The following is a 26,040-nucleotide window of genomic DNA, read 5'->3' as shown; positions in this document are numbered from 1 at the left end:
CATGGCAAATACAGATAAAAACAGTTACACAGTAATCTTTGCAGTGGTAATGGTACTCGTAGTAGGATCATTGCTCGCCTTTACAGCTTCGAGCTTAAAGCCTGCAATTACTGAAAATGAGCGATTCGAAAAGCAACAAAACATTCTTTATGCTATGGGCATTAATGAGAATGTGGAAGGTTCTGTGAATTTCGTTCCAACAAACAAGGTTGAAGCGGAGTTTGGTAAATACATCAAAGAACAATTGGTTATTCAGAACGGAAAAATCGAAAAAGATTCTTCGGCTTATCTAATCAATTTGAAGCAGGAATTGGCAAAAGATATGTCAGAGCGTAAGCTTCCGCTTTTTGTGGGCGAAAAAGATGGTAAGGACTACTACATCATCCCAATGTACGGAAAGGGTTTATGGGATGCTATCTGGGGCTTTATTGCTTTAGACGAAAACTATGTAGTACAGGGTGTTTATTTTGACCATAAAGGGGAAACTCCGGGTCTTGGTGCAAACATCAAGGAGCGTTACTTTATGGACGATTTTACCGGAGAAGAGATTATGGCTGATACCGAGTATGAAGGAATCACCGTTGCCAAAGGAAATAACGATCCGCTTAACGAGCGTAAGGACGATGGCAAAGTTGATGCCCTTGCCGGCGCAACAATCACCGGTAATGGTGTTACAGCAATGATTAACAGCACCGTTAAATTGTACATCCCTTACTTAAAAGACTTAAAAATATAATTATGGCATTACTATCTAAAAAAGACAGAGGTTTAATCCTTGATCCGCTGGCAGATAATAACCCGATCACCATTCAGGTATTAGGTATTTGTTCTGCACTTGCGATTACCGCGCAATTGAAGGCGTCTATCGTAATGGGAATTTCGGTAATGTTTGTACTGGGTGTGGGTAACGTGGTAATTTCGCTTATGCGTAATATCATTCCTTCCAAAATACGCATCATCGTTCAGCTGGTAGTGGTAGCTGCTTTGGTAATTATCGTAGACCAGGTGCTTAAAGCTTTTGCGTATGAATTGAGTAAAACGCTTTCGGTTTTCGTGGGTCTTATTATTACAAACTGTATCATTATGGGACGTTTTGAAGCTTTCGCTTTGGGTAACGGTCCCTGGAGATCATTCCTTGATGGTATCGGTAACGCCGCAGGTTATGCATTAATACTGGTTGTCGTAGGTTTCTTTAGAGAACTTCTGGGTTCTGGGACTTTACTCGGATTTAAAGTTTTAGGAGATCCAATCGCTAAAACCGGCCTTTATGCAATAGGCTATGAGAACAACGGTTTTATGCTTCTTTCACCAATGGCACTTATCGTTGTAGGTATTATCATCTGGGTGCAACGCGCCAGAAATAAAGCACTAATCGAAGAAAACTAAAGATTACGGGTTGAGTTTTACTCAAGTCTAACTTTTCATAAAAGAAAAATGGAACACGTAGAGTTATTTTTTAAATCAATATTTATAGACAACATGGTTTTTGCCACGTTCCTTGGGATGTGTTCTTACCTTGCTGTGTCTAAAAAAGTTTCGACCGCTGTAGGTCTTGGAGCTGCCGTAATCTTTGTACTTGCTGTTACCGTGCCTATGAACTGGCTGTTGGATCAGTATGTGTTGCGACCAGGAGCATTAACCTGGTTAGGGGCTGAGTATGCCGACTACGATTTGAGTTTCCTGTCATTCATTCTGTTTATTGCTACCATTGCGACAATGGTACAGCTTGTAGAAATTGTAGTAGAAAAGTTTGCTCCGGCACTTTATACCTCTTTGGGTATTTTCTTACCTCTTATTGCGGTAAACTGTGCGATCTTAGGAGGTTCACTTTTTATGCAGTCCAGAGACATAGCTACATTAGGTCTCGCGTTTAATTACGGTTTGGCTTCAGGAATCGGCTGGTTTTTAGCAATTCTTGCCATTGCCGCTATTCGCGAAAAGATTCGGTATTCAAACGTACCTGCACCATTAAGAGGTCTTGGGATTACGTTTATCATAACCGGTCTTATGGCAATTGGTTTTATGAGTTTTGGTGGAATGTTAACCGGAGGAGATGAGAAAACCGAAAAGACTGATGAAGCCGCTCAAATTGAAACGATAACCCAGGATAAAGACGCTGAAGAACCTTTGGCCGAAGTATCACAAGAACTAAACAATAAATAATATGTTTTTAGCAGCAAGTACAGGAGGAGTTATTGCAGCAACGGTAGTAGCGTTTTTGGTTTTAACCATTGTATTGGTTGGCCTACTGCTTTTTGCAAAAGAAAAATTATCACCTTCAGGTCCTGTGACCATCACCATAAACGGTGAGAAGAAGGTTGAGGTAGACTCAGGAAGTTCATTGCTTTCAACTTTAGGTGGAAAGAAAGTCTTTTTACCTTCTGCCTGTGGTGGTGGTGGTACCTGCATTCAGTGCGAGTGTCACGTACTTTCAGGTGGTGGTGAGGCATTACCTACCGAAACGCCACACTTTACCCGTAAAGAGTTAGCCGCCGGAGCGCGTTTAGCTTGCCAGGTAAAAGTGAAGCAGGATATGGAAATCACTATTCCTGAAGAAGTATTTGGTATTAAAAAATGGGAAGCAACTGTAGTGCGTAACTATAACGTAGCTTCGTTCATCAAGGAATTTGTAGTAGAAATCCCTGAGGATATGGACTACAAAGCTGGTGGATATATCCAAATTGAAATTCCGGAATGTACCGTGAAGTTTGAAGATATGGATATCACAGCTCACCCTGAGGAGCATGACGATCCCAATAAATTCCAGGAAGAGTGGGAGAAGTTTAAGCTTTGGCCACTTGTAATGAAGAATAACGAAGTAGTAGAGCGTGCTTATTCTATGGCCTCGTATCCTGCAGAAGGACGTGAGATCATGCTAAACGTACGTATTGCAACTCCACCATTTGACCGTGCAAAAGGCGGCTGGATGGATGTAAATCCTGGTGTTGCTTCGTCGTATATTTTCAGTAGAAAGAAAGGAGATAAAGTAACCATTTCAGGTCCTTACGGTGAGTTCTTCATCAACGAGTCTGATGCCGAAATGCTTTACGTAGGTGGTGGAGCCGGTATGGCGCCTATGCGTTCGCACCTGTATCACCTCTTCAAAACTCTTAAGACCGGTCGAAAAGTAACGTATTGGTACGGTGGTCGTTCTAAGCGTGAGTTATTTTACTTAAAGCATTTCCGCGATTTGGAGGAGGAATTTGAAAACTTCAAATTCTATCTGGTGCTTTCAGAGCCTTTAGAAGAAGACAATTGGAAGGTTAAAGAAGATATCAATAGTCCCGGTGATGGTTTCGTAGGTTTTGTTCACAATGCTGTAATTGAACAGTATTTGAGTAAACACGAAGAGCCGGAAGAAATCGAATTGTATTTCTGTGGGCCTCCGCTTATGAACAAGGCGGTTCAAAAGATGGGAGAAGATTTTGGTATCCCTGATGAGAACATCCGCTTTGATGATTTTGGAGGATAATCCAAAAAAGGAGTTTTATAAAAGCCGTTACGAAAGTAGCGGCTTTTTTTTAGTGCTTGTATTTGTTGAATTTCAGGTGTTTAACTTGATTACGTGTTCCTTATTTCAACTATACCGTTAATGGATTGATGTAAGCACTTCGTGAATTGCGTCTGGTTTTGGGGCTTAAAGCTGATCATCTTTGAATCAAATCTTTAACAACTTAAAACTATGAATGCAACACTTAAAAACCTGTTATTTCTGGCTGTACTGGCAATAACTGCAATGACTCAGGGTCAAATTACAAACAACCAATGGTTGTTTAACGCGCGGGTGGGGTATGACTTCCCCACTTATGAAAACAACACACCTTATATTGATTATAACGGTGGACTCGAACTTGGACTTTCAGCAGACTATTACTGGAGCTGGTTTGGTTTGGGTGCAGATGTAGATTATATCTGGAATAAACCGGAAAGTTCCTATCCTACAACTAATCTTTTTGACTTAAGCGGTACCAGACCTCTAACCGATTTTTCACTTTCAGAAGATAAAATCAACAGGTTGTTTTATGGTATAGGGCCAAGCTTTAGATACCATAATGCTGCCGGGAACTTTAGTACAGAGCTCAATTTACGTGGCGGACTGGCTAATATTAAAGGTGGGCGTACCGAGCTACGGGAAAATACGGTAATTAATGATGTGCTTAACTTCCACTCAGGCTATGATGCTAAAAATGTCTTTAGCGCAAAAGCACAGATACGCGCTATATACTTTGTAAATGATTGGCTGGGTCTTCATGCGGGTGCGTACTATATGAGGCATTTTAATGTTGAGGAACAAAACGATGCTAGCTATGGGATTAGATCGGGTTATTATCCTGTGGAAGAGATAGGCGGGCAGAATATCGTTAATCAAAACACGCCTTTCTTTAGAGAAGAATCCTGCGATTGTGATATTTATTCCATTGGAGTTTTTGCAGGTCTTACCCTTGCGGTAGGTAAAAAAGCAAATGCCTGCCCAGTATGTGGTGAAGATCATACACCACAGTGCTGCGCTACTTGTGGCTGCACTGTAACGATTACCGCCCGGGATCAGTTTACCAAAGAGTTGCTGCCCAACACCGATGTTGTGCTTGAGGATCTAAACGGAAACATTACGCAAACCGGAACAACAAACAGCTATGGAGTTGTGGTATTTCAGGATGTGGAGACAGCAGATTATGTGATCAAAGGAAAACTTTATGAGGTAAATCTGGAACAGGCTACACTTTCTAAAGCAGATTTTAAAGACTGTAAGAAGGAAGGTAAAAGTATTCAAAAGGAGATTTTATACACAGACGAAAACTTTATCCTGAGGGGTAATGTCGTAGAGTGTAATAAAAACGAAGGTATACCGGGTGTAGATATCAGCTTAAAAGACACCCAGCGTGCCTCCTTAAAAAACACCCTTTCTGATGCAGACGGAAACTTTATGTTCTATTTGAAGCAAAGTTCCATCTACAGTGTACAGGGAGCTAAAGACGGGTACTTTTCAAATAAGGTAACGGTAAATACAACAACCGAGGATCGCAACTCCAGTCTGTTTATTGACTTTGAAATGTGCGTGGATCCCTGCGGAAAGGCTATACGTCTTGATAACATCATTTTCAACCTGGATAAATGGGATATTTTACCTGCCGCCAGACCCGATTTAGATTATGTAGCTCAACTGATGCTTGATAATCCAGGGATTAAAGTAGAAATGTCTTCGCATACAGATTCACGCGGAAGCAATGCCTACAATCAGGAGCTTTCTCAAAAACGCGCACAGGCAACCGTAGACTACTTACTGGCCAAAGGCATTTCAAGAGACCGGCTTATTGCGAGAGGCGCTGGGGAGACCGAACTGCTGAATAAATGCGCAGATGGTGTGACGTGCACAGAGGCCGAGCATACCATCAATCGCAGAACCGAATTTAAGGTCATCTGTTTCTAATGATTCAATTCTTAACAAAAATCAGAGCCGTCTGCAAACGGCGGCTTTGATTTCTCTAAAACTACTCTTATGAAAATTTTAAAATATACAACCCCGGTAGAAAAAATTCTGATTACAGGAATTTATGTTATGAGCATGTTTCTGGCTGTAAGCTGTGAAGATAGCGATGCTTGCGAGTATATAATCTGTGAAGAAAGCTTTAATGTCGTTACTGATTTTGAAGATCAGGAATTAGGTACAACTAGCGATTGGCAGGGCGTAGAAGCTAGAGGAATTAGCATTGTATCAAGAGGGCCGGGTAAGGTGTTACAGGCATTAGATGGCAGCGGTTCATCATTTGCTTATACTGAAACTCTACTCCCTCGTAATTTTTTAACCGCAGGTTGTGAGTTGCGCTATGATGTAGAATATTTTGGAGGTGTAAATAATGCAATAAGTGCGGCAAATTCGATTATAATATATCAAGGTTCAATAAATTCAGGTAATACTCGTGCAGTATTTGTACTTAATTCCAGCTCTTTAATCAATTCTGGACAACCTCCTGTTACAATACATGTACCGCTTGAGTTAGCAACAGGAACGACATTGCCATCTAATACTTATGGCGAATGGAGGCTTGCAGGCTTAACCCCTCCTTATACAGCAACTGATATTAACCTTTTTAATACCATATTACAAAATAGTGATGGTTTGGGTTTTAATCTAGATTCAGGAGGTAACCCAGCCGAACAATGGTGGTATGATAACTTCACCTTCAAGCAATGTTGTTCACTTACAAAGAATGACGGCATTGTTAATTAAAACTTTATAAAGTAAATTTTTTTAGGGTGATGGATTCGTAATCAATATAGACCCTTGATTTCTAAATAGATAAAAGTTGAAACGATGAAAACAAAAACTTTAAATTTTATTATTTGGATCACGATTTTAACCGGTACTCTATTTTCCTGCAACAGTGATGACGACAGGAATACCGCAGCCAGAAGCTCAGGAAGTATTGATGTGTTTATTGACGGAAGCTCAACGCCAACACAGTATGCCAGTAACATACAGGCTGCAGATAATCCCTTACCGCAAAGCACAGGGTTCAGTACCGTTTTTAAAATAGAAGCCCGGGAAACCGGGGGCTCAGTCTTCCGGTTTTCTCTCGCTCCGGGAACTACCGTACCTACTGTTGTTAATACACCAGCTACTGAGATTATTACCGGACCCATCTCTCAACGTTTGCGCATTGATGGTCTTTTGATAGATGACAGCGCATCAAATGCGCTAACGGTAAGCTACACTCAGTTTGGTGCAAATACCGGAGATCCCATAAAATTGAGCATCATAGGAACTTATTTTATAAACGGGGATACAAATGCGCATACAATTGATTGTCAAATTGATATCACAAGAGATTAAAAGTGATTATCTTAAATTTTTTAACCAACTTATTAAAATGATTATGAAAACCTTCAAAATAAGCCTGCTGTTTGCAGTTGTATTCTTAATGTGCTCATCTTGCATAAGTTTGCGAAACAACTCCCGAAAAACACCCAATAACCTAATTACAAAAGAACGTGCAGATGCGTTGCACAGCGCCTATCTGAGTAATCAATATGTGTATATCAACAATGATTTACCCGGTAATGCGGTTGATAATGTGGGTGCTCTGGTAACAGATGTGAATGATTTACAGCTCTTTTTAGAGTCTGTGATTGCTTTAAAAAAGCGTGATTCCATAAGCAATGTAGGGGTCTATGTCTATTTTGGAGCAGACACGCTAAGTCCCGGTGTGACTAAAAGCACGGTGTTTTTTGAGGCAGCTTATGCACTTCAATCCAATACCAAAAGACCTTCGGGCGGATCTTCATTTGCACCGGGAATGCTGGTTACTCCCACCACACCAGATTCATTTTTGCCGGTTGGCGAGGACGACAGTTATTATGATAAATTACACCCGGTAGGCACGCGCAAAACAGGGTCTGGCAACTAATTTGTGAGTATCATGGTAATTCTGGAAATCATAGTTAAATCATTAATGGCTGTAGCACTGGCTATAGCCATTTGGCGGCATGGTGTTTTAAAAAACGGGACTCAAAGTCATTTCATTTATTACCTGACTACTGTGATTGTCATAGAAATTGGGGCCTCCTTATGTCTGGGCTTCTTTGGTAATAATGTTTTAATATATAATTTTTCAGACCTTTTTACGGGTTTCTTTTTTTGCTTTTGGTTCTACAGGATTCTCAACAGGAAAATTTGGGTTTTGGTTTTAGTGCCCTTGCTTTTTATAAGTCTTATCGTGAGTCTTATTTTAGAAAATTGGCTCAAAGACTACAATGTTATCTTCCTCTTTTGTTCAACAATAACTTTGCTGATCCTTGTATTTAGATTTTACATTGAATTTCTAAACCGGGATGAGATTATAGATTTTAAGAAAAATGCTCGGTTTTGGATCACCACAGGAGTACTTATTTATTTTCTGGGGTATTTACCGGTACAGGTTTCCATGTCAAAGGTAAATGGAAATCTCGCTGATATTTTATACACTGTAATCGCATTTTTAAACATTCCCCTTTACGGTTGTATTATTATAGCACTTTTATGTCCACAGAAGAATTAGACGACCGCCTTATTGTAATAATGGCAATTACCGCAGTTGTAGTGGTGGTTGCTGTGATTTTACTTTTTACAGTTTTTGTTTCCAAAAAGAACAAGCTTATACGGGAGCGTCTGCAGTCTAAATTAGAAAGCCAGCGGGAATTACATGAGCTCGAATTACAGGCACTTCGTTCTCAAATGAATCCGCATTTTGTGCACAACTCGCTAAATGCAATACAATACTATATTCAAAGAAATGAGGTCGAGTTGTCGGAAGAATACCTTAATAGATTTTCTAAATTATTCAGGTCATTCTTTGAACTTTCGCGACAACATACTATAAGCCTTAAAGAGGAAATTGAGCTGCTTAACAATTATCTGGCGATAGAAAAAATGCGCTTTGAGGATAAACTCAGTTTTGATATTGAGGTTGATGAAGACTTGGAATTAGATACAAAAATCCCGTCACTTCTTTTGCAACCTATTGTTGAAAATGCCGTAAATCACGGGATTTTTCATAAGAATGAATCAGGCCTTGTACGTGTGATTTTTACATGCCTGGATGAGTTGAGTTATAAGGTGGTTATAGAAGATGATGGTATTGGCCTAAAACGCTCTAAAGAGGTTTTTAAAGCGAGTGGTAAGACCCTCGAAAACAGATCTTCAACCGTTCTCAAAGATCGATTAAAATTGCTCGAGTATAGTAATGCTTTTAAAGTGGACTATCAAATAAAGGATCGGGAGGATTTGCAGGGCACCCGCGTAACGATAACTTTTAAAATTTTGAACGTATGAGTATCCGGGTGTTTTTAGTAGATGATGAGGCAAAAGCCTCAGCCATTTTAGAAAACAAGTTGCAGCGCTTTTGCCCGCAGCTTTCTATTATAGGCTCTAGTCAGGATCCTGTAGAAGCTATTGAATTTATAAGAACAGAAAAACCGGATCTTATTTTTCTGGATATCGCGATGCCTACCATGACCGGTTTTGAACTTATAAAGGAATTTGATGAACCGGATTTTGAAGTCATTTTCGTAACAGCATTTGATCATTACGCAATTCAGGCTATAAAAAATTGCGCCATTGGCTATCTTGTAAAACCGGTAGCAAAAGAAGATTTGATACTAAGTGTACACCGGGCCGTAGAGAGTATTTTAAACAAGGAGATGCTTTCAAAAAATAAACAGCTCATTGCCAATCTGGGTGTACAGACCTTTCAGCAAAAAAAGATTGTTGTCCCGTCTCAAAACGGATTACAGTTTGTCAAAATAGATCATATCATACGTCTTGAAGGAATAGAAGGCTATACTAAACTTCATCTTGTTGGAGGAATATCTATTTTGAGTTCTCATAATATCGGCCATTTCGCAGATTTACTAGATACGGTTAGTTTTTTTAAAACTCACAAATCGCACATCATCAACCTGGAATATATAGAATCGTACCTGAATGAAGGTTATGTAATGCTTGAAGAAAACCATCAGGTTCCGGTCTCAAGGGCTAAACGTGCTGAATTTCTCAATATGCTGAAAAGTAATACAGACTAATTTTAATTAAAATTGCCGGTCCTGTAAACCTGAACTAATCGTGCTTAGTATCTTTGCACCATGGCAACACTTCTTACCGAACAGGAACGACATAATCTGGCGATGAATATCGTGGGAAAAGACCTGGAGTCTCAGGGATTTGAGTTTTTGGGTGTCAACTCTCAATTAAAACGCAATCCACAATTTGTAGCTTTAAAAGACAAGAAATTACATTTTGTAATCGTCAGGGCTTTGCAATATCCTGATGACCCTAATGCCTACGACCCGGTCTTTATGCAGGAAATAAAAACGCACGCAGACAAGTTTAATGCGCGAACTTTTTATGCCGGTGTAGGTTTGGGGAGTGCCGAAGATTACGGCAAACCTGTCGAGAAAGATTCAGCCTATACGCAGGTTTATAATGGTCTGCAGGAAATACTTTAATCATTTTTCAAGAATTATGAAATTCAGTTTAAAATCGATATCTGCGCTTTTATTTAGCGCTTTATTTTTAGCAATCTGTACATCTTGTGAGCCCGAAAGAAATCTGGTAGTCTACAACGGTCAGGCGCTGGGAACCAGTTACCAATTGCAGTTTTATGCGCCGGAGCGTTTTGATCTTGTAAGGCAATTTGACTCTACCATCACCGCGATTAATAAGTCTATGAGCACCTACCAGCCCGATTCTGATATATCGAGAATCAATGCCGGGGACACCACGATTATGGTTGACGCTATGTTTAAAGAAGTATTTGCCCTGGCACAGCAAGTATATATTGCCACAGATGGGTATTATGACCCTACGGTTGGGGTTTTGGCTAATGCTTATGGCTTCGGCCCTGATAAGCCCTTAAAAAAGCTTGATTCTATCACTATAGATTCTTTGATGCAGTATGTAGGTTTAGATAAATTGACTATTTCGCCGCAAGGCAAACTTCAAAAAAACACAGAACATATTTATTTAGATTTCAACAGTATAGCAAAAGGGTATTGCATAGATCGAATTGGTAAAATGCTGGAGCAGAACGGGGTAGAAGATTATCTTATAGAACTCGGTGGAGAGCTTTTGGCGAAAGGTAAAAATCTCGATAAAAATCAGCCCTGGCGGGTGGGTATTGAAAACATCAATGCACCTGTAGAACAGCGTACCTATACCGAAGCTGTAAGTTTAAATGATAAAGGAATGGCAGGATCGGGAAATTATCGCAAGTACCGTCAGCATTCGATCACAGGGAAAAAGTATGTGCACACCATCAATCCCATAACCGGCAGTGCCGAACAAAGCGATGTGTTAAGCGCAACCGTAATCGCGCCAACCTGTGCAGAGGCAGACGCCTGGGCAACAGCATTTATGGCTTTAGGTTTTGAGCGTTCTAAAGCGGTTATTGCTAAAAATAAGGATCTGGCGGCTTATCTGATGTATTCAGATCAAACTGAAGACTCTGTATCTGTATTTGTTTCCGAACGTTTTAAACCTTATCTCGTAGAGACTAGTAAATAAGACTGAAATGTCCCTTAAGGCTAATACCATCGGGCAATTGAAGTTCAAACCAGTAGTCATCAGGATTTAAAAGTGTTCCCAGAAAGGTGCCATCCCAGCCCTCTGAAGATGATTGTAACTGCTTTAAAAGTTTGCCATAACGGTCGTAGATAAAGATTTGAGCCCCGGGATATTCTTCGAGACCAATCAATCGCCAGGTGTCGTGAATGCCATCCCCATTTGGAGTAAAATACCTGGGATAATCAAGAACTAAAAAGGGCTGAGTTTCTACTGTACCGCAACCATTGCGATCTCTTATGGCAAGCTGGTGATAGCCGGCTGAAAGTCTGGTGAAAACAGAGCTTTCTACATAGGGACCGTCGTCTAGCGAAAATTCATAAGCACCACTTCCTGATACCCGAATACTTACTTCATTGTTGGGGTAATTGAGCCCGGTAACTTCTACCGTTTCAACAATAGCCTTTTCGGAAGGCAAAACCTGAACAGTTTGAGTAGTGGAGCAACCAGCTTCGTTATAAACGGTAATGCTGTATGCTCCCGGTTCATCGATCGATATGGTATGGAGATCAATACCTTCCTGACCCGTGCTCCACTCATAATAGGTAAAGCCGGAAGCTACGCTCAATTCGACCGGTTCCTGAGTATCTGTGCAGTAAAAAGCTGTTTCGGGAAATTCAAATACAGGACTTTCATCAACTACAACTTCAAAAGAAGTATCAGAATAGCAGCCGCTGCGATTATCTACTATTCGCATAAAAATCTCCTGATCATTTGCTTCGGTAGTATAATTTGAACTCAGACGGTTTTGATCGAGATTCCTATCGTTTGCCGTTGCGTAATAACGCCTGGTGAATACTGAAATATCCTGCCCTGATAAAGCCTCATTTGCTTTTTGATCTAAATTTAAAGTCAGGCTGCTTTCGTTTGCGATGCACACATTCAGTATTGAAGGCTTAATTAATACCGGTGGCTGGGTTAGGTAAAAGTTAAGTGCATCATGTAGCAGGCAATCTCCGTTAACACTGTTTATGCGATAGTACACCGGTGTCTGGGAGCTGCTCAAATTCAGGGTTGTTATGGCATTTTGGTCGGCATCTCTGTCTTGCTGAGATTGATAAAACCGGATTTGCTGGTCTGAACGGGATCTTATAATTTGATTGCCCAGTGGCAAAAGGTTGTAGTTTTGATTTATGCTCGGGTCGCATATAAAAACAGACCCGGGGTTATCATTAACCAAAGACGCAGCAATGCTTATTTCAAAAGGCACTAGTTCTGAACAGGCGTTTAACGGACTAAAAATACGTGCGTAAAGGGTCTCGCGGTCTACAGTATTTGTGTACAAATCAGCCAGCTCATTGGTTGCCAGATTAGCATCTCCAAGTTCTTTATGAAAACTCACCCGGGTATCGGGAAAGCCCTGTAAAATCAAATCACGCTGTATGCTAAGATCATAGGTATTTGTTCCGGTTGTGGAACAAATTTCAAAATCTTCAGGTGTATTATAACCCGTGGTTTTGGGTGTTGTGGCGCTGCCCGTAAGATTGATATCAAAGCCCGCAGAACCACTGGCACGGTCTATAAGAATGTAATAGGTTTCTCCGGGACTGGCATCAATGGCCTTCAGATAACCGTTGCCGTCAGCTCCCGGTCCTTCTGAAGTATCGGTTTCGGTATCATTAAGACCGGTATCGGCACTTACGTTTGCCGAAGGCGGATGCGTACTGCTACAGCGAATTGCACTTCCCAGGTTTTGACAGTCCTGAACAGGCCCGTAAACTGCAAAATCATAATCGTCGTTTGGATTTTCGGGGACAATATCAAATGTAAAACTTCCGCCCTGATCGATTTCTACTTTAAACCACGCGGTTTGATTGTTAAACGAATAACACGGGGGCGGGAAATTGCCCGGCAGACTAAATTCATCAAAACCCACTCCGTTAGGCTGTATTCCTACCGGAGTATCCCCGCAAAGAACAATAGCATCTGTACAATCGTTGGCATTTTGGGCGTTTAAAACACCAAAAAATACCATGAACAAAACGATTGTAATTTTTTTCATGACGCTGGTTTATAACAAACCGGTAAAATTTCGCCTGCAGCCAGGCGATAGGTATCTACAAGCTCTTTTTTAAGTTTTTGGGTATAATCAATCTCATGAACTTCAAACCCTATACTGCGAAGTTTTTCAAAATAATCCCTGCCATAAACGCGTACGTGATCGTATTGGCCAAATATAGCGGCGCGTTCTTCAGGATCTGTGATGCTGTCGTCTTCAAAGGTTTTTTCTCTTGAAAGATCCTGAGGTATCTGTAAAATGGCCATTCCACCGGGTTCGAGAACGCGATAAAGTTCATGCATAGCTTTGGTGTCATCAGGTATATGCTCAAGCACGTGATTGCATAAAATGACATCATAGCTGTTGTCTTCAAAAGGCAAATTGCAAATGTCTGCCTTTACATCTGCCAGAGGCGAAAGCAAATCGGTGGTGGTATAATTGAGGTTTTTAAGAGATCTGAAACGCTTGTAAAAAGCCTGTTCGGGAGCAAAATGCAGCACCTTATGAGAGGCTTTAAAAAAATCGGTTTCATTTTTTAGGTATAACCAAAGCAATCTGTGTCGCTCGAGCGAAAGAGTAGAGGGAGAGAGTACATTTTCTCGGGGCTTACCGTAGCCGTACGGAAGAAATTTTTTAAACGACCTGCCGTCTATGGGGTCGGTATAGTGCGATCCCTTTAGCCATAATGCCAAAAAAGGCCGGGCAACATAGCTTAGTCGTATAAGCAGGGGTCTGGGAACTGTATTTAAAATGCGTTTAAAGAGTTTGCCAATCATACCTGAAGATCCCCCCAATTTTCACCCGTTTTTATGCGATGCAATTGCATTTCTGAAACGCCAAACTGCTTGGCCAGTACCTTAAGCCGGGTACGCCGGTTAGGATCTAAAAGCTTTTTCTTCAGAACCTTTGCTTCGGCATAGCTCAACTTGGTGTAATGACGTTCGCCCGAGGTACGTCGCTTAATATCCAGCGGACTCGTTTTCTGATGGGCATAGCGTTTTTTATGGGTTGCCCAGGATAAATTTTCAATACGATTATCGGTCTTATCGTGGTTGAGGTGTAATACAGAGTTTTCGTTATCGCCGGGTGTCAAAAAAGCTTTCGCAAGGAGTTTGTGAAGATAAAAGTTGCGACGCTTTCCATTTTTCAGTTTAACATTCACCGTTATATACCCGTTAATCGTACCTCCTTTAATGAGGTTTCCTTCTGGGTTTTTAAAATAACTGCGCACGCGACCATAATTGGAAAGACCTAAAGTATATGCCTCATCCCAGTCGTCTTCACGGAAATCCTTCCAGGTTTCTAACTGCATAGCACATCAAGATTTTTGTTAGTTGAATGTGGGCTGTGCTTTGAATGGGGCTTCTTCATCACTGCTTATACCCAAAGCTTCATAAATATAGTCAAAAGTTGAAAGAAGTTGTGGTTTGCCGTCTATTAAAGCCACATCGTGTTCAAAATGGGCGCTGGGTTTGTTATCCCGGGTGGTGATGGTCCACCCGTCGCGGTGTTGTTTAATGCGTTGGGTACCCAGATTGATCATAGGTTCGATGGCAACCACCATACCTTCAACAAATTTCTTACCGCGACCTCTTCGGCCATAGTTCGGCATTTCGGGATCTTCATGCATTTTACGTCCAAGACCATGACCTACCAGTTCACGTACCACGCCATAGCCGTGATCCTCGCAATATTTCTGAATCGCATAGCCTACATCACCTACACGGTTACCGGCTTTAAACTGCTCTATGCCTTTGTATAGAGATTCTTTGGTAACCCGGAGGAGTTTTTTTGTTTCAGGATCTACTTCACCAACTTCAAAGGTATAGGCGTGATCGCCGTAAAAGCCGTTTTTCAACGCTCCGCAGTCTATAGAAATGATATCACCTTCTTTAAGAGGTGTTTTATTGGGAATACCGTGTACTACCTGCTCATTTGGGCTCATACACAAAGTGTTTGGGAAATCATACAATCCCAAAAATCCGGGTATGGCACCATGATCCCTGATGCAGGTTTCGGCAATTTTATCAAGTTCAAGGGTGGTAACACCGGGCTTCACTTCTGAAGCTAATGCTCCTAAAGTTTTAGAAACGATAAGCGCACTTTCGCGCATTAACTCGAGTTCTTCTCTCGTCTTGGTTATAATCATCAGGCTGTCTTTTGAGGGCACAAAGTTACAAAGAATCCCCGCATAGCCCCTAATATAGAAGTCAAAGTATGTCGGCTTCTTAACTCAACAACAGTTTTTGACGACAACCTGAAAAGAATACCGATGCAAGATCCCTAAAAATGAGTTTTTTACTCCTCATTAAATTCAGGAACAGCCGCAAGTGTTTTAAACAGCTGGGCTTTGGCTTTATAAAGCTTATTGGTGATCTCGATGGCTTTCAGTTGACTGTCTATAAGCTTTATTTCCCGCGAGTTTATAAGGAAAATAGAACTTTCACCCACTTCGTATTTTCGTAACTCGGCTGCAAGCATCGTATCGTAATTGATCACTAAATCTTCAACCAGTTCCTGCTGCTCCTTTAAAACTTCAAGTTCTGTATTAACTGCCTTTATTTTATTCTGAAGCGTGAGCCGTGTATTGATGAGTTCAAACTCGCTGTCCTGTAATTTAAGCCTGGCCAGCTGAAGATCTCCGCGTTCCTTCCGCAGAAATAAGGGCATGCTAAAGCGCAAACCGGCTTTGTAATTCTGGGTATAAAACGAATTTAGATTACGTGGCTCTGAGGTGATAAAGTTATAGTTTACATCAATGACCGGAAGTAGTTTGTTGGCTTTCAGGCGTTTTTCAACTTCCAATGCCTGCACTTTATAATCGAGCGAGCGCATTTTAGGGTGGGTATCAATTTGAAAATCGGCCAAATCAAATTCGGTGATCTGAAGCGTTCTGCTCACCACATCACTGAGTTCTCCTTCGGGATAAATATCATCCTGTAACTCAACTGGAATATTATTGCCCAGCCAAAGATAATTGGCAAGTTCCAGTTTTGATTTTTGATATTCGAGACGCACTTCCTGCAAACTCAACTCCCGGCTCTGTACACTTATTTTGGCTTCGGTAGTGTCAATAAGAGGTATAGCTCCTGAAAGTGCACTGGTTTTTATGCCTACAAACCGCTCGGTTGTATTTTCTAAAAAGCGCTCGTAAAGCAACACCTTTTGATAATCCTGTAACCAGTTAAAGTAGGCCAGTGAGGCTTCGTACAGGACATTGGTGACTGCAAGTTGCAGGTCTGCACGGGCTTGTTCCCTATAAAAACGGGCCTGTTTAAGAGTTGCCATGCGCTCATTAATCCACAATCCCTGCCCCAATGAAGCTGAAATGCCCGCTGTATAGAGGCCGTCTTCGGGCACTGTATTTTGAGGATTTAGGTAATAGCCTTCATTCTGCTCAAATTGGGCCTTTAAGTCAATACCATACCAGGTAGGTATTTTAAAGGTAGCGTTAAGCAGATCGTAATATTCGGTATCCTTAAATACTTTCTGATCAAAATCAACTTCAACCTTGGGGTCAAAACCACCCCGGGCCTTTAGCAGTTTGGCTTCTCCGGTTTGCTCAATGAGATAAGCCTGCCGCGCCAGGGGGTGATTTTGCTGCACCAGATTTAGGTATTCTTCAAAACTGAGGGTAGTCAATGCGTCTTCCTGTGCCCACACGGGAGTGGTCAAAAAAACAAGCAACGCAATAACCCGAATTAAGATTCTCATTTCTTCTTGTCGGTTTGGATATCAGCTTTTTCAGGGGTGTAATAATTGGGCGGGAAGCCGTTGAGCTGGCGCCACAGTTCGTACCAGATAGGCACATCTTCAAGAAGTGCCAGGGTATTAGCACCCGATCCTACACGCAAAGCTTCGGGCCAGGGCTCTTCATCCGGGTCAGGAGCCAGTAAAACACGATACTTTCCATTATCACTAATAAAGCGTTCTATGGCTACTACCTTTCCGCCAAAAGTACCCAGCGAGTTATAAGGCCATCCGCTAAATACGATTGACGGCCAGCCGTCAAACTGTATTCGTACTTCTTCACCCACGTGAATCAAAGGCAAATCGATAGGCCTTACATAAGTTTCTACAGCCAGATCGTATTTAGAAGGCATGATTCCTACAAGTTGTTGGCCTTCTTTAAATGTCTCGCCTACACCGCCTATTATGGCTTTGTTAATGAAACCAGCTTGTGGTGCCGTGATGTAATACATATCATTACGTATCTCATAGTTGGTACGGTCATTTTCAAGCTTGCTCACTGCGGCTTCCGAATCAAACTGATTGGATAGGGCGGTGGAGCGCTCGCTTTGCGCTTTAGAAATTTTATCGGCGTACTCGGCACCCACACGGTTGATTTCGATTTGAGCATTTATAAATTCATTACGGCTTGCAAGGAGTTTGTTTTCCTGCGAAATCAATTTGGCCTGAGTTTCCTGAAGTTTCAGGCGTTTTTCTTCCACATCGGTCACCGCTTTAAGCCCTTCCTGCTGTAAACCCAGAGTTCGCTCAAACTGACGCTCGGCAATAGCCAGATTGGTTTTTGCGGCCTCATAATCGATAGAGTCACTCTTGATTTTAAGATCTGCCTGTATGAGTTTGTTTTCGGCCTGTTCCAGTTTTAAAGCGCGTTCATTTTGCAGGGCTTCAATCTGGTTTGTAAGCGCGACTACTTTCTGGGAGTAGGAGGCAACCGAATTGCTTTTGGCGCGCACCTGTTGCTCCGTACGTTCAACCAGTAGCGGATCAAAATATTCATTCTTTACTTCCGAAATAAAGAGAATAGTATCCCCTTTAGCTACTGAATCGCCTTCACGCACATACCATTTTTCAATTCGTCCGGGTATGGGAGATTGAATGGTTTGCGGGCGCTGCTCAGGGGTAAGCGTGGTAACATAACCTATTCCCTGAATGGTCTGTGTCCAGGGTAAAAATAAAATGATGATCAGAATTATAGTAAAAACCTGTAAAAAGCGGTTGAAGTAGGTATAATGCTTTTTACCCAGAATTTTTTTAGCAGCCTTATATTCTGAGATATCAACTTTATCGTGAAGCTTATTGTGCGAGATGTTAAGCATGGCTTTTAATTTTGGGATATTTTACCGTTTTCCAGGGTTACTGTGCGGTCACAGCAATTTTGCCAGGCTTCGTCCTGACTGGCAACAATGATGGCCCAGGAGTTAGATTTGTCAAAAAGGAAATTAATAATGCGCTCTTTTTCATCTTTGGCAAACTTATCTAAAGGCTCTTTAAGAATTAAAATCTTAGGCTTACGCACAATGCTGCGGGCCAGGACGATCTTTTTGCCAATGGTGCGGGAAAGGCGTTGCCCTTCTGGATAAAGTAGACTGTCAAGACCTTTGGACTGTTCTTTTACAAAGTCGCGTAAACCGGTCTTTTCTATCGCCCAGTCTATATCTTCAAGCGGAATAGAAGTGTCTCCGAAGGTGATATTATCTCTGATGCTTCCTTCAAACGGCGTTTCTTCGGGCAGTGACTGTCCCAGAAACGAACGGTAATGATTGAGGTTAATGCCTTCCAGAGACTTTTCGTTGATGTATAAATTACCTGCGGTAGGTTCAAGAATACCGGTGATGATTTTGAGCAGGGTAGATTTACCAGATCCGTTGGTTCCTAAAATCAGTAAACGTTCTCCGGGATTGATTTTTAGATTTACATCTGAAAGAATTTGCTTCTTGTCGTGAGGATCTTTATAACCTATACCTTTCAACTCAAGACTGATTTCTTCATTGGGATCAAAAGGCTTGGATAGCTCCTGAGATTCGAGCTCCTTGTCAACCACCTGTCCAATTTTTTCGAGAGCGGTGAGTAAATCGTAAAAATTCTCAAGCCCCAGAATTAACTTTTCTACCGAATTAATAATAAGCAGGATCACAATTTCTGCAGCAACAAACTGCCCGATGTTCATTTGCTGATTGAGCACCAAAATACCTCCTATTAGCAACAGACCGGCAGTAACGAGTACTTTAAAACCAATCATTTGTATAAACTGAAGGCGTAAAATTTTAAAGTGACTTTCGCGTGCATCCAGGTAATCATTAACCAGGGCATCGTTTTTCTTTAAGGCCAGGCTGGTTTTGCCCGAAAGTTTAAAGCTCACGAGAGTACGGGCAATTTCCTGAATCCAATGTGCAATCTTGTATTTATACTTAGACTCGGTAAGACTGGTTTGTAAACCTTTGTTTCCGGTGAATTTAAATACCAGATAAATGAGTAAGACCAGTAAAACCCCGTAGAAAATAAAGAAGGGATGGTAAAAAGAAAGCAGGATCAGACCAAAAATGATTTGCACCAGCGCCGCAGGAAAATCAAGTACCAGTTTAAACAGGGATTTTTGAACCGTAAGCACGTCGAAAAAACGGTTTGCCAATTCCGGTGGATAGTAGCGGTTAAGTTCGCTCATTTTGATTTTTGGAAAGCGATAGGTGAATTCAAAAGAGGCCCGCATAAATATCTTTTGCTGCAGGTTTTCTACGATGCGTATCTGCATAACCTGAAGCGCTCCTACAAAAGCAACACCCAGAGTTACCAGTACGACCAGAATTATCCACGAGGTGCTGATCTGAGCACCCTGTATAAGGTTTACGATTGCCTGTATTCCCAGCGGTAGCGATAAACTTACTAAACCGGCAAATATGGCGTAGTATAAAATTTGCAGAAAATCTTTTTTCTCAAGCTGTATAAGGCCAACAAAACGTTGCCAGGCTGATAAAACTTCTTTAGCCATATATTAAAATTTAAGTAGGTTTAGGATTAGATGCTTAAAATAGTGAGAAGGCGGGGTTTGATCATCGCATTCTGTAAGAGATGAAAAATGATTTTTCAAAAAATGATGATGCAAGGAATCTGCCAGGATAGTACTAGCCAGGCTGGCCGGGTAGGGGTATGTGGGATCAACATCAGAAATCATTTTTCGTATACGATTGGAGAGTCGCTTGTAAATAGCAAAATAGCCCTCCTTATTTTCATCATCAACTTCTTTGGTAAGGTAGGATTTAGAATACTCATTAATTACAATTTTATTGAGAATGACCTCATTAATGTGATTAAACGACTGGTCTTCTTCTACCTCTCGGGTGGCAATCTCAATAGCCTTAAGAAGCTTTTCGACAGGATCGGTAATATTGTTTGTGGCAAAAACCAGTTGGTACTCCTTCCAGCCCCAGTACCAGGAAGTTAAATAGATGAGAAACTTGTGTTTATTCTCAAAATAACGGTAGATTGAACTTTCGGTTGATTCTATGTGTGCCGCCAGTTTTTTAAAGGTGAAGTTGTCAAATCCCAGATCGTTTATAAGAATAATACCGTAAGTAACGATACGCTTCCCCAAATCTGACGATTCCGGATCTTTTAAAAAGATGCTTTCGTTGATCGAAATCTTCAAGTTTTTAAGTAATGCATCCATACCTGATTATTTTGAACGCAAAAATAGTAGTAATACTATCAATATGAATGTTCTTATAAAAATTTTAACCGAAAGCGTTGTAGTTGATCTGCTTTCCGGAAGCGTTAGTATCCCCTATATTAATAGGTTGAGGTCATATCTGCATCTACAACCAGAATAAAATTGGCTCGATTGCGGTGTTCTTCTTCAAGAGAGGTAAGATTCGTTTGAGAAACCGTGCTTAGGGTGAAGTATCTTAGTTGAGGTCGTTGCAGTTTTAGATACCACAAAATACCTTCGTAAAAATCACTGTGAAAAGCCCCGTTATAATGAAGAAACAGACTTTCATTTTGATAGTTCTTAAGAATGCTGTGTGCCATCGTAGCATCTTTAAGTGCCTGAGCCATGACCAGTTTTGGACTCCCGTGATCTCCCATCATTTTCAAAATTTCCTGATAGCGTGGTAATTGTGCGTCAAAAGCAATGGGTAAAGGTGCTATCCACTCTTTTTCTGATTCAGGTAAACTGTCAAGTGCGCTAAAACCCATTTTGTGAACGGTAGCGGCATAACGTCTTGGGACATTGCTCGCGATAAAATCGATCTTTTGGTTTTTAGCGAATTCAAGCAGGGGTTGATAATCGGTTTTATGGTTGCTCCACAGGCGTGCTTTGTTATTAAACTCTTCATAAGTAAGACTGTCAGTGAGATAGTGACTCACCAAATCCTGATTATCGGTTTCGAGCATTTCTGCGCCCAGTATAAGATTTCGGGTTGTGCTAAGGTCTTTTGCGAGTTCCAGTTCGAGCCAGTGCGCGATGGGATTGTTGTGCAATTCACCAAAAAGAATTACATCGGCATGTATACTCAGACTATCTACTACAGCAGTGTAGGGAATCCTATTGCCTGCGGCATCAAAAAATTGGTAAGCAGGCTTGTCTTGTGCTGCTAAGCGGGGTACAGAACAGATGGCAACAAGAAGAAAGAAGATTCTAATCATCTATTTTTCACTAAAGTTAAGGGTTTATTTGAATTTTATTAGGCCTTAACCCAAGTTTGTGCTGCTTAATAGACCCTGATACGTACCTTTGTCGTTCAATTGAAATTTATGGCAACACGTTTTAAAGATTTGGGCCTTTCCGGCAATCTCGTAAAGGGACTTAATGAACTGGGTATTGTAGAGCCTACGGCGATTCAACAACAGGTGATACCTTTATTGCTGGAGGGAGACGTTCATCTGGTAGGCCAGGCGCAAACGGGCACCGGAAAGACTGCGGCCTACGGATTGCCCATTTTAGAGCGCATTGATCCCCGCAAAAAGCAGATTCAGGCCCTGATTTTATGCCCTACCCGGGAGTTGAGCCAGCAGGTAGCCAAACAGCTTTTTAAGTTTACCAAATACACCGATAAGATTTTTACCGAAGCGGTTTACGGAGGTGAAAAAATAGACATACAGATTAAAAATCTAAGCAGGCCCACTCATATCGTTGTGGCTACGCCGGGAAGATTGATTGATTTACTCAACCGAAAAACCCTTGACTTATCGGGAGTGGATACCGTGGTTTTAGACGAGGCTGATGAGATGCTGAGTATGGGTTTTAAAGAACAGCTCGATACCATTCTTAATCAATTGCAGGGCATTCGCAATAAGTGGCTGTTCTCGGCAACAATGCCTCATGGGATCAGGCAGATTGTAAATCAGCATATGGCCGAAGATGCCCACCGAATACAGGTAAGCCGCGATGTTGTAAATAAAAAAATTGACCACAAGTATATCATTTGCGATGATCTGGATAAGCTTCCGGTTTTGCTCGATTTTTTAAGAAGCCGAAAAGAGGAGCGGGGGATCATATTTTGCAGAACCAAGGCAGCAGCATCTAAACTGGCCAAACAGCTACAGGCAAAAAACTGTGCTGCCGAAGCTTTACAGGGCGATATGTTGCAAAAAGAGCGCGATAAAACCATGCGTGCTTTTAAAAATGAAAACCTGCGCATTCTGGTCGCGACCGATATTGCAGCCCGAGGGATCGATGTCGAAGACCTGTCTTTTGTGATCCATTACGAAATGCCCGATCAGGAAGCCTATTATACACACAGAAGCGGTCGTACCGCCCGAGCCGGTAAAGAGGGGCTTTCATTGGCTTTGGTTAATACCAAAGAGTTACGCACCTTACGCAAATACGAGAAGGCTTTAGAACTTGCAATGAGCGAGATTAAGGCGAGGTAATTAAAATCATCCGCCTGTTTGCGTAATAAGCATGATTAAGCATTAAGGAATAGGTTTTGTCTGGTTTACCTTATATTTAACCGATTAAAACCCTGCTTCCTGTGCTAAGAGCAATTGCCATAATCTTATTTTGTGTAGTGCTTACTCCTGTTTTGCAGGCACAAACCAGAAATTCTGCCTATCTGTCTTTGTCTGATGGTAGTATTGTTTTGGCCAATTTTGATGATTGCACCGTTGAAGAGCTTATAGGGCCGGGAAGTTTTGTGATGTTTGATATCGCCGAAGGCCCCACAAATCGCACCCTCTACGGCATATTTGGAGCCACGCTTTTTCTCATAGATCTTGATGCAGGGGTCGTAAACCAAATGGGTAATTTGACCAGTAGTTCAGGTCCACTTAGAAGCTTTAATTCTCTGGTGAAAGATACAGATGGCAGTTTACTTGCTGTTACTGACGACATCAGCGGCTCTTTATTTAGAATTGACCCAAACACCTTAGAAGCTACTTTTTTAGGAGCAACAAATTATCCTTCGGGAGGAGATTTGAGCTTTATAGAGGGTGATTTATACCTTTCGGCTTTAAACGATAATTTGGTTAAAGTCAATATTGCAGACCCGCCTTCCAGTGTATTGGTAGGAAATATGAATGATTCAGGCTTCTCGTTTGTGTTTGGAGTTGTATCTGTTGTAAGCGGGGAACCCTGTACAGGCAACATCGATTATACGATGATTGCCACCGGAGCCGGAAGTGTACGTACGGTAAATATTGAAACAGGACAAACGCAGGAGCTTTGCACAAATCTGTTGAATTCACAAGCGATTTTTGGAGCGGCTGAAGTAAGCGTTTCAACAATTTGTAGTATGAGCCTCGATCTCCAACCTGTTTCTTCGGTTTGCGCAGGCGAAATCATTTCAATAAGCACGCAGATCTCACCGGAGGAAGCCTTTGGCAGTTATACCTATGAATGGTATAAAGAAGGAGATACTTCAGTATTGGGAACCGCGGCGCAATTCACGGGTTCATTTGATGAAACAACGACGCTGCGTTGTATCGTTACAGATACAGACCGTGTAGGTGAATTTAGGTCGGTAGAGGCTAGCCTTACCGTTGAGGTTAATCAAAAACCGGTCATTGATGCAATTGAGGACTTTAGGGTGGTTGAAACTTTTACCTTTCCCGAAATAACCGGAGACAATCTTCCGGAATCTGTTCTTTTTTATACAGACGAACGGGGTCAGGGAGATGCTTACAGTACAGGTGATGAGATCAGGTATTCTGCCCGGGAAAGCTATCCCCTTACATTTTTTGTTTATGCAGAAAATGAATCGTTTTGTAACGACGAGATTTCTTTTCAGGTAAGCATTATTTCTGAAGAACTTAGCGATTCTAACCCGATTAGTGCTCCCCTGTTTTTCACGCCTAACGGTGATGGCTACCACGATAGCTGGCAAATACAAATTGCCGGTGATGTGCGTGTAGAGGGCGTTTATATTTTTGATCGTTTCGGAAAACTGCTGAAGCAATTAGATACTTCAAATCCTTCCTGGGATGGTACATATCGAGGTAAGCAAATGCCCGCAACCGATTATTGGTATCTCATTAGCTACCGTCAGGGCGATTCCGTAAGCGAATTAAAGGGAAACTTCACCTTAAAGCGCTAAATTCTCTAGGACAAAAGAATCCAGTAAAAACTCCACAGAAAAACCAAACTCCACAAAACAGTTCTAAACCAGTTGCGCTTAACGAGTTTTTGAGGAATACCTTCACAGTCGGTCTTTCCTGAAATTTTAGAATGTAAGGGTACAAATTGAAGAAAAGTAGAAAGCCAAAGAATAAGCACGGCGCTCAGGCTCATTATAGTATACAAATCGGCATTGCGGTTGACCTGAATTATAGCAATCAGGAGCTGACCTACCATTAAAGGCATAACTACATAGGATACCCTTGGCGTGTACTTTTGATGCCAGATCCCGATGTCGTTTAAATTGTAGTAGCACAGGCCGGGATAGATCACCAGTTGAACCAGCCAGATTAAAACAACCATCCCAAAATCAAAAAGCAAACGTATAATCTGAAGATCCATCGGTATTTGGGATTGGTTTTACCGCCGCGATGCGTGGCTTAGTGGGAGTGGCGTTCAACAATTTGTTTGAGATCGGCACGCGATAGCACGCCGCTCTGACGCCAAAGCTGCTTTCCATTTTTAAAAAGCATCAGGGTAGGGACACCCCGTACCTGAAATTTTTGCGCGATTAGCTGATTTTTATCGACATCAATTTTTACAATCTTGACTTTTTCGCCCAAATCTTTTTTGACATCCTCCAGAATAGGAGCAAGGGTTTGACAAGGGCCACACCAGGTTGCGTAAAAATCAATGAGTACGGGTATATCTGAATCGGTAAGAGTTCCAAAGCTTGTTTTCATAGCTTCAAAATTACGGGTTGAGCCGCATTTGATGAAATGCTTTAACGCGATCTTAATAGTATCCTAATTCTGAAGGAAACCCGCGTTAATGGTAGTTAATGCGCTTTGGAATAAGGCTCAGCTTCCTTAATTTGAAAGAAATTAGAAATACAACTATGGAAACCAGTAAAGAAAATATTTTAGTAGCCGGAGCAAACGGAACAACCGGAAAAAAAATCGTTTCGTATTTAAAAGAATCACAGTATTATAATCCTGTGGCGATGGTACGCAAGGAAGAACAGCAGGAGCAATTTAAAATTCAAAATATAGAGACCGTTTTAGGGGATCTGGAAAAAGAACTTTCTGAAGTGGTTAAAGGTATAGACAAAGTAATATTTGCAGCAGGCTCAGGAGGACACACAGGACCCGAAAAAACCACTGCAGTAGATCAGGAAGGCGCAAAAAGCTTAATTGACGCGTCTAAAAAAGCCGGAGTCAAGAAGTTTGTGATGCTGAGCTCTATCAATGCTGATGATCCGTCAAGCAGTGATAAACTACACACTATCTTGAGGCTAAAAAGAATGCTGACGAGCACCTTAAAACCGGATCATTCTCAAAAGTTGTGTGTGAATTGAATGAATAGTTTGATTTTTGTTTTCTAAACAGGAGGCATTGGACGCATATATAGATTTACTTAAGATTTTATTACCAGAATTATTGATTACCCATTTTAACCTTACCGGTCATCAAACAGAGGGAGATATACTGCACCTGCATTTTGAAGAAAAACCAGAGGTTCCTAAAGAGTTTTCTTCAAGCCTGGTCACAGCGCACGGGTTCCATAAAGAAATAACCGTTCAGGATTTTCCTGTGCGTGGCAAAAAAGTATTCCTGCATATAAAGCGACGTCGATGGCTCAACAAAC

The 26,040-nt window shown here is 41.5% G+C and carries 28 protein-coding genes; 17 read left to right on the top strand and 11 right to left on the bottom strand.

Annotation, left to right across the window (positions count from 1 at the left end; genetic code table 11):
- The first annotated feature begins 1 nt into the window (after window position 1).
- The 13 genes from LLW17_RS08430 (at window position 2) to LLW17_RS08370 (ending at window position 11,038) form a co-directional block, all read left to right on the top strand.
- Complete coding sequence (locus LLW17_RS08430; protein ID WP_262908958.1) at window positions 2-736, top strand: Na(+)-translocating NADH-quinone reductase subunit C; 735 nt, start codon at window positions 2-4, stop codon at window positions 734-736.
- A gap of 2 nt (window positions 737-738) precedes the next feature.
- Window positions 739-1,386: an NADH:ubiquinone reductase (Na(+)-transporting) subunit D gene (locus tag LLW17_RS08425; protein WP_228229814.1), complete on the top strand. Its 648-nt coding sequence runs from the start codon at window positions 739-741 to the stop codon at window positions 1,384-1,386.
- A gap of 48 nt (window positions 1,387-1,434) precedes the next feature.
- A complete protein-coding gene (gene nqrE / locus LLW17_RS08420; RefSeq protein ID WP_228229813.1) occupies window positions 1,435-2,163 on the top strand; it encodes an NADH:ubiquinone reductase (Na(+)-transporting) subunit E in 729 nt (242 codons plus the stop codon).
- Between the two features lies 1 nt (window position 2,164).
- Window positions 2,165-3,472 (top strand): NADH:ubiquinone reductase (Na(+)-transporting) subunit F, encoded by a 1,308-nt coding sequence (gene nqrF / locus LLW17_RS08415; protein WP_099646158.1) that lies wholly within the window; start codon window positions 2,165-2,167, stop codon window positions 3,470-3,472.
- Between the two features lie 210 nt (window positions 3,473-3,682).
- Window positions 3,683-5,428, top strand: coding sequence for an OmpA family protein (locus LLW17_RS18900; RefSeq protein ID WP_286670246.1), 1,746 nt, complete (start codon window positions 3,683-3,685; stop codon window positions 5,426-5,428).
- A gap of 69 nt (window positions 5,429-5,497) precedes the next feature.
- A complete protein-coding gene (locus LLW17_RS08405; RefSeq protein ID WP_228229812.1) occupies window positions 5,498-6,229 on the top strand; it encodes a hypothetical protein in 732 nt (243 codons plus the stop codon).
- Between the two features lie 84 nt (window positions 6,230-6,313).
- Window positions 6,314-6,832, top strand: a complete 519-nt coding sequence (locus tag LLW17_RS08400) for a hypothetical protein (RefSeq protein WP_228229811.1) — start codon at window positions 6,314-6,316, stop codon at window positions 6,830-6,832.
- A gap of 43 nt (window positions 6,833-6,875) precedes the next feature.
- Complete coding sequence (locus LLW17_RS08395) at window positions 6,876-7,406, top strand: hypothetical protein (protein ID WP_228229810.1); 531 nt, start codon at window positions 6,876-6,878, stop codon at window positions 7,404-7,406.
- A 3-nt stretch (window positions 7,407-7,409) separates the two neighbouring features.
- Window positions 7,410-8,036: a hypothetical protein gene (locus tag LLW17_RS08390; RefSeq protein WP_228229809.1), complete on the top strand. Its 627-nt coding sequence runs from the start codon at window positions 7,410-7,412 to the stop codon at window positions 8,034-8,036.
- On the top strand, window positions 8,018-8,809 hold the full coding sequence (locus LLW17_RS08385; protein WP_228229808.1) for a sensor histidine kinase: 792 nt from the start codon (window positions 8,018-8,020) through the stop codon (window positions 8,807-8,809). Before LLW17_RS08390 ends, LLW17_RS08385 begins: the two co-directional genes overlap by 19 nt.
- A complete protein-coding gene (locus tag LLW17_RS08380) occupies window positions 8,806-9,558 on the top strand; it encodes a LytR/AlgR family response regulator transcription factor (RefSeq protein WP_228229807.1) in 753 nt (250 codons plus the stop codon). The genes LLW17_RS08385 and LLW17_RS08380 overlap by 4 nt, the downstream gene beginning before the upstream one ends.
- A gap of 60 nt (window positions 9,559-9,618) precedes the next feature.
- Window positions 9,619-9,981: a DUF8840 domain-containing protein gene (locus tag LLW17_RS08375; RefSeq protein WP_228229806.1), complete on the top strand. Its 363-nt coding sequence runs from the start codon at window positions 9,619-9,621 to the stop codon at window positions 9,979-9,981.
- Between the two features lie 16 nt (window positions 9,982-9,997).
- Window positions 9,998-11,038: an FAD:protein FMN transferase gene (locus tag LLW17_RS08370; RefSeq protein ID WP_228229805.1), complete on the top strand. Its 1,041-nt coding sequence runs from the start codon at window positions 9,998-10,000 to the stop codon at window positions 11,036-11,038.
- Here the strand turns inward: LLW17_RS08370 and LLW17_RS08365 are convergent.
- The 9 genes from LLW17_RS08365 to LLW17_RS08325 form a co-directional block, all read right to left on the bottom strand.
- Window positions 11,028-13,097 carry a T9SS type B sorting domain-containing protein gene (locus LLW17_RS08365; RefSeq protein WP_228229804.1) on the bottom strand — a complete coding sequence of 690 codons (2,070 nt, stop codon included), beginning with the start codon at window positions 13,095-13,097 and terminating at the stop codon, window positions 11,028-11,030. The genes LLW17_RS08370 and LLW17_RS08365 overlap by 11 nt on opposite strands.
- A complete protein-coding gene (locus tag LLW17_RS08360; RefSeq protein ID WP_228229912.1) occupies window positions 13,094-13,867 on the bottom strand; it encodes a class I SAM-dependent methyltransferase in 774 nt (257 codons plus the stop codon). Before LLW17_RS08360 ends, LLW17_RS08365 begins: the two co-directional genes overlap by 4 nt.
- A complete protein-coding gene (locus tag LLW17_RS08355) occupies window positions 13,867-14,406 on the bottom strand; it encodes an HNH endonuclease (protein ID WP_228229803.1) in 540 nt (179 codons plus the stop codon). Before LLW17_RS08355 ends, LLW17_RS08360 begins: the two co-directional genes overlap by 1 nt.
- Before the next feature lie 18 nt (window positions 14,407-14,424).
- Window positions 14,425-15,243 (bottom strand): type I methionyl aminopeptidase, encoded by an 819-nt coding sequence (map, locus tag LLW17_RS08350; protein WP_228229802.1) that lies wholly within the window; start codon window positions 15,241-15,243, stop codon window positions 14,425-14,427.
- A 149-nt stretch (window positions 15,244-15,392) separates the two neighbouring features.
- Window positions 15,393-16,808 carry a TolC family protein gene (locus tag LLW17_RS08345; protein WP_228229801.1) on the bottom strand — a complete coding sequence of 472 codons (1,416 nt, stop codon included), beginning with the start codon at window positions 16,806-16,808 and terminating at the stop codon, window positions 15,393-15,395.
- A complete protein-coding gene (locus LLW17_RS08340) occupies window positions 16,805-18,160 on the bottom strand; it encodes an HlyD family secretion protein (protein ID WP_228229800.1) in 1,356 nt (451 codons plus the stop codon). The genes LLW17_RS08345 and LLW17_RS08340 overlap by 4 nt, the downstream gene beginning before the upstream one ends.
- Before the next feature lie 5 nt (window positions 18,161-18,165).
- Complete coding sequence (locus LLW17_RS08335; RefSeq protein ID WP_228229799.1) at window positions 18,166-19,830, bottom strand: peptidase domain-containing ABC transporter; 1,665 nt, start codon at window positions 19,828-19,830, stop codon at window positions 18,166-18,168.
- A 3-nt stretch (window positions 19,831-19,833) separates the two neighbouring features.
- Entirely contained in the window at window positions 19,834-20,508 is a 675-nt protein-coding gene (locus tag LLW17_RS08330) for a TetR/AcrR family transcriptional regulator (RefSeq protein ID WP_228229798.1), read from the bottom strand.
- Window positions 20,509-20,627: 119 nt separating this feature from the next.
- A complete protein-coding gene (locus LLW17_RS08325) occupies window positions 20,628-21,485 on the bottom strand; it encodes a ChaN family lipoprotein (RefSeq protein ID WP_228229797.1) in 858 nt (285 codons plus the stop codon).
- A 108-nt stretch (window positions 21,486-21,593) separates the two neighbouring features.
- On the opposite strand from LLW17_RS08325, the gene LLW17_RS08320 reads away from it, so the two are divergent.
- Together LLW17_RS08320 and LLW17_RS18965 are read left to right on the top strand one after the other, a co-directional pair.
- Window positions 21,594-22,712, top strand: coding sequence for a DEAD/DEAH box helicase (locus tag LLW17_RS08320; protein WP_228229796.1), 1,119 nt, complete (start codon window positions 21,594-21,596; stop codon window positions 22,710-22,712).
- A 101-nt stretch (window positions 22,713-22,813) separates the two neighbouring features.
- On the top strand, window positions 22,814-24,373 hold the full coding sequence (locus LLW17_RS18965; RefSeq protein ID WP_228229795.1) for a T9SS type B sorting domain-containing protein: 1,560 nt from the start codon (window positions 22,814-22,816) through the stop codon (window positions 24,371-24,373).
- 5 nt (window positions 24,374-24,378) lie between these two features.
- Here the strand turns inward: LLW17_RS18965 and LLW17_RS08310 are convergent, their stop codons facing one another.
- On the bottom strand, window positions 24,379-24,795 hold the full coding sequence (locus LLW17_RS08310) for a hypothetical protein (protein WP_228229794.1): 417 nt from the start codon (window positions 24,793-24,795) through the stop codon (window positions 24,379-24,381).
- A gap of 38 nt (window positions 24,796-24,833) precedes the next feature.
- A complete protein-coding gene (gene trxA, locus LLW17_RS08305) occupies window positions 24,834-25,136 on the bottom strand; it encodes a thioredoxin (protein WP_228229793.1) in 303 nt (100 codons plus the stop codon).
- Window positions 25,137-25,291: 155 nt separating this feature from the next.
- On the opposite strand from trxA, the gene LLW17_RS08300 reads away from it, so the two are divergent.
- Both LLW17_RS08300 and LLW17_RS08295 read left to right on the top strand, forming a co-directional pair.
- Window positions 25,292-25,750, top strand: coding sequence for an NAD(P)H-binding protein (locus LLW17_RS08300; protein ID WP_434084775.1), 459 nt, complete (start codon window positions 25,292-25,294; stop codon window positions 25,748-25,750).
- A 37-nt stretch (window positions 25,751-25,787) separates the two neighbouring features.
- The coding region (locus tag LLW17_RS08295) for an ISAon1 family transposase N-terminal region protein (RefSeq protein ID WP_228229792.1) at window positions 25,788-26,040 on the top strand (253 nt) is incomplete at its 3' end.

The sequence above is a fragment of the Leeuwenhoekiella parthenopeia genome, from assembly GCF_020782115.1.
GTDB lineage: Bacteria > Bacteroidota > Bacteroidia > Flavobacteriales > Flavobacteriaceae > Leeuwenhoekiella > Leeuwenhoekiella parthenopeia.
This window is presented reverse-complemented; position numbering and strand designations above follow the sequence as displayed.

Bases quoted from the DNA above. Each gene is read 5' to 3' on its own strand.
- LLW17_RS08385 (WP_228229808.1), top strand. From the start codon at position 8,018: ATGTCCACAGAAGAATTAGACGACCGCCTTATTGTAATAATGGCAATT.
- LLW17_RS18900 (WP_286670246.1), top strand. From the start codon at position 3,683: ATGAATGCAACACTTAAAAACCTGTTATTTCTGGCTGTACTGGCAATA.
- LLW17_RS08325 (WP_228229797.1), bottom strand. From the start codon at position 21,485: ATGATTAGAATCTTCTTTCTTCTTGTTGCCATCTGTTCTGTACCCCGC.
- LLW17_RS08330 (WP_228229798.1), bottom strand. From the start codon at position 20,508: ATGGATGCATTACTTAAAAACTTGAAGATTTCGATCAACGAAAGCATC.
- LLW17_RS08400 (WP_228229811.1), top strand. From the start codon at position 6,314: ATGAAAACAAAAACTTTAAATTTTATTATTTGGATCACGATTTTAACC.
- nqrE (WP_228229813.1), top strand. From the start codon at position 1,435: ATGGAACACGTAGAGTTATTTTTTAAATCAATATTTATAGACAACATG.
- LLW17_RS08335 (WP_228229799.1), bottom strand. From the start codon at position 19,830: ATGGCTAAAGAAGTTTTATCAGCCTGGCAACGTTTTGTTGGCCTTATA.
- LLW17_RS08395 (WP_228229810.1), top strand. From the start codon at position 6,876: ATGAAAACCTTCAAAATAAGCCTGCTGTTTGCAGTTGTATTCTTAATG.
- LLW17_RS08345 (WP_228229801.1), bottom strand. From the start codon at position 16,808: ATGAGAATCTTAATTCGGGTTATTGCGTTGCTTGTTTTTTTGACCACT.
- LLW17_RS08340 (WP_228229800.1), bottom strand. From the start codon at position 18,160: ATGCTTAACATCTCGCACAATAAGCTTCACGATAAAGTTGATATCTCA.
- LLW17_RS08430 (WP_262908958.1), top strand. From the start codon at position 2: ATGGCAAATACAGATAAAAACAGTTACACAGTAATCTTTGCAGTGGTA.
- LLW17_RS08310 (WP_228229794.1), bottom strand. From the start codon at position 24,795: ATGGATCTTCAGATTATACGTTTGCTTTTTGATTTTGGGATGGTTGTT.
- LLW17_RS08320 (WP_228229796.1), top strand. From the start codon at position 21,594: ATGGCAACACGTTTTAAAGATTTGGGCCTTTCCGGCAATCTCGTAAAG.
- map (WP_228229802.1), bottom strand. From the start codon at position 15,243: ATGATTATAACCAAGACGAGAGAAGAACTCGAGTTAATGCGCGAAAGT.
- LLW17_RS08375 (WP_228229806.1), top strand. From the start codon at position 9,619: ATGGCAACACTTCTTACCGAACAGGAACGACATAATCTGGCGATGAAT.
- LLW17_RS08300 (WP_434084775.1), top strand. From the start codon at position 25,292: ATGGAAACCAGTAAAGAAAATATTTTAGTAGCCGGAGCAAACGGAACA.
- LLW17_RS08405 (WP_228229812.1), top strand. From the start codon at position 5,498: ATGAAAATTTTAAAATATACAACCCCGGTAGAAAAAATTCTGATTACA.
- LLW17_RS08370 (WP_228229805.1), top strand. From the start codon at position 9,998: ATGAAATTCAGTTTAAAATCGATATCTGCGCTTTTATTTAGCGCTTTA.
- LLW17_RS08355 (WP_228229803.1), bottom strand. From the start codon at position 14,406: ATGCAGTTAGAAACCTGGAAGGATTTCCGTGAAGACGACTGGGATGAG.
- nqrF (WP_099646158.1), top strand. From the start codon at position 2,165: ATGTTTTTAGCAGCAAGTACAGGAGGAGTTATTGCAGCAACGGTAGTA.
- LLW17_RS08380 (WP_228229807.1), top strand. From the start codon at position 8,806: ATGAGTATCCGGGTGTTTTTAGTAGATGATGAGGCAAAAGCCTCAGCC.
- LLW17_RS08365 (WP_228229804.1), bottom strand. From the start codon at position 13,097: ATGAAAAAAATTACAATCGTTTTGTTCATGGTATTTTTTGGTGTTTTA.
- LLW17_RS08425 (WP_228229814.1), top strand. From the start codon at position 739: ATGGCATTACTATCTAAAAAAGACAGAGGTTTAATCCTTGATCCGCTG.
- trxA (WP_228229793.1), bottom strand. From the start codon at position 25,136: ATGAAAACAAGCTTTGGAACTCTTACCGATTCAGATATACCCGTACTC.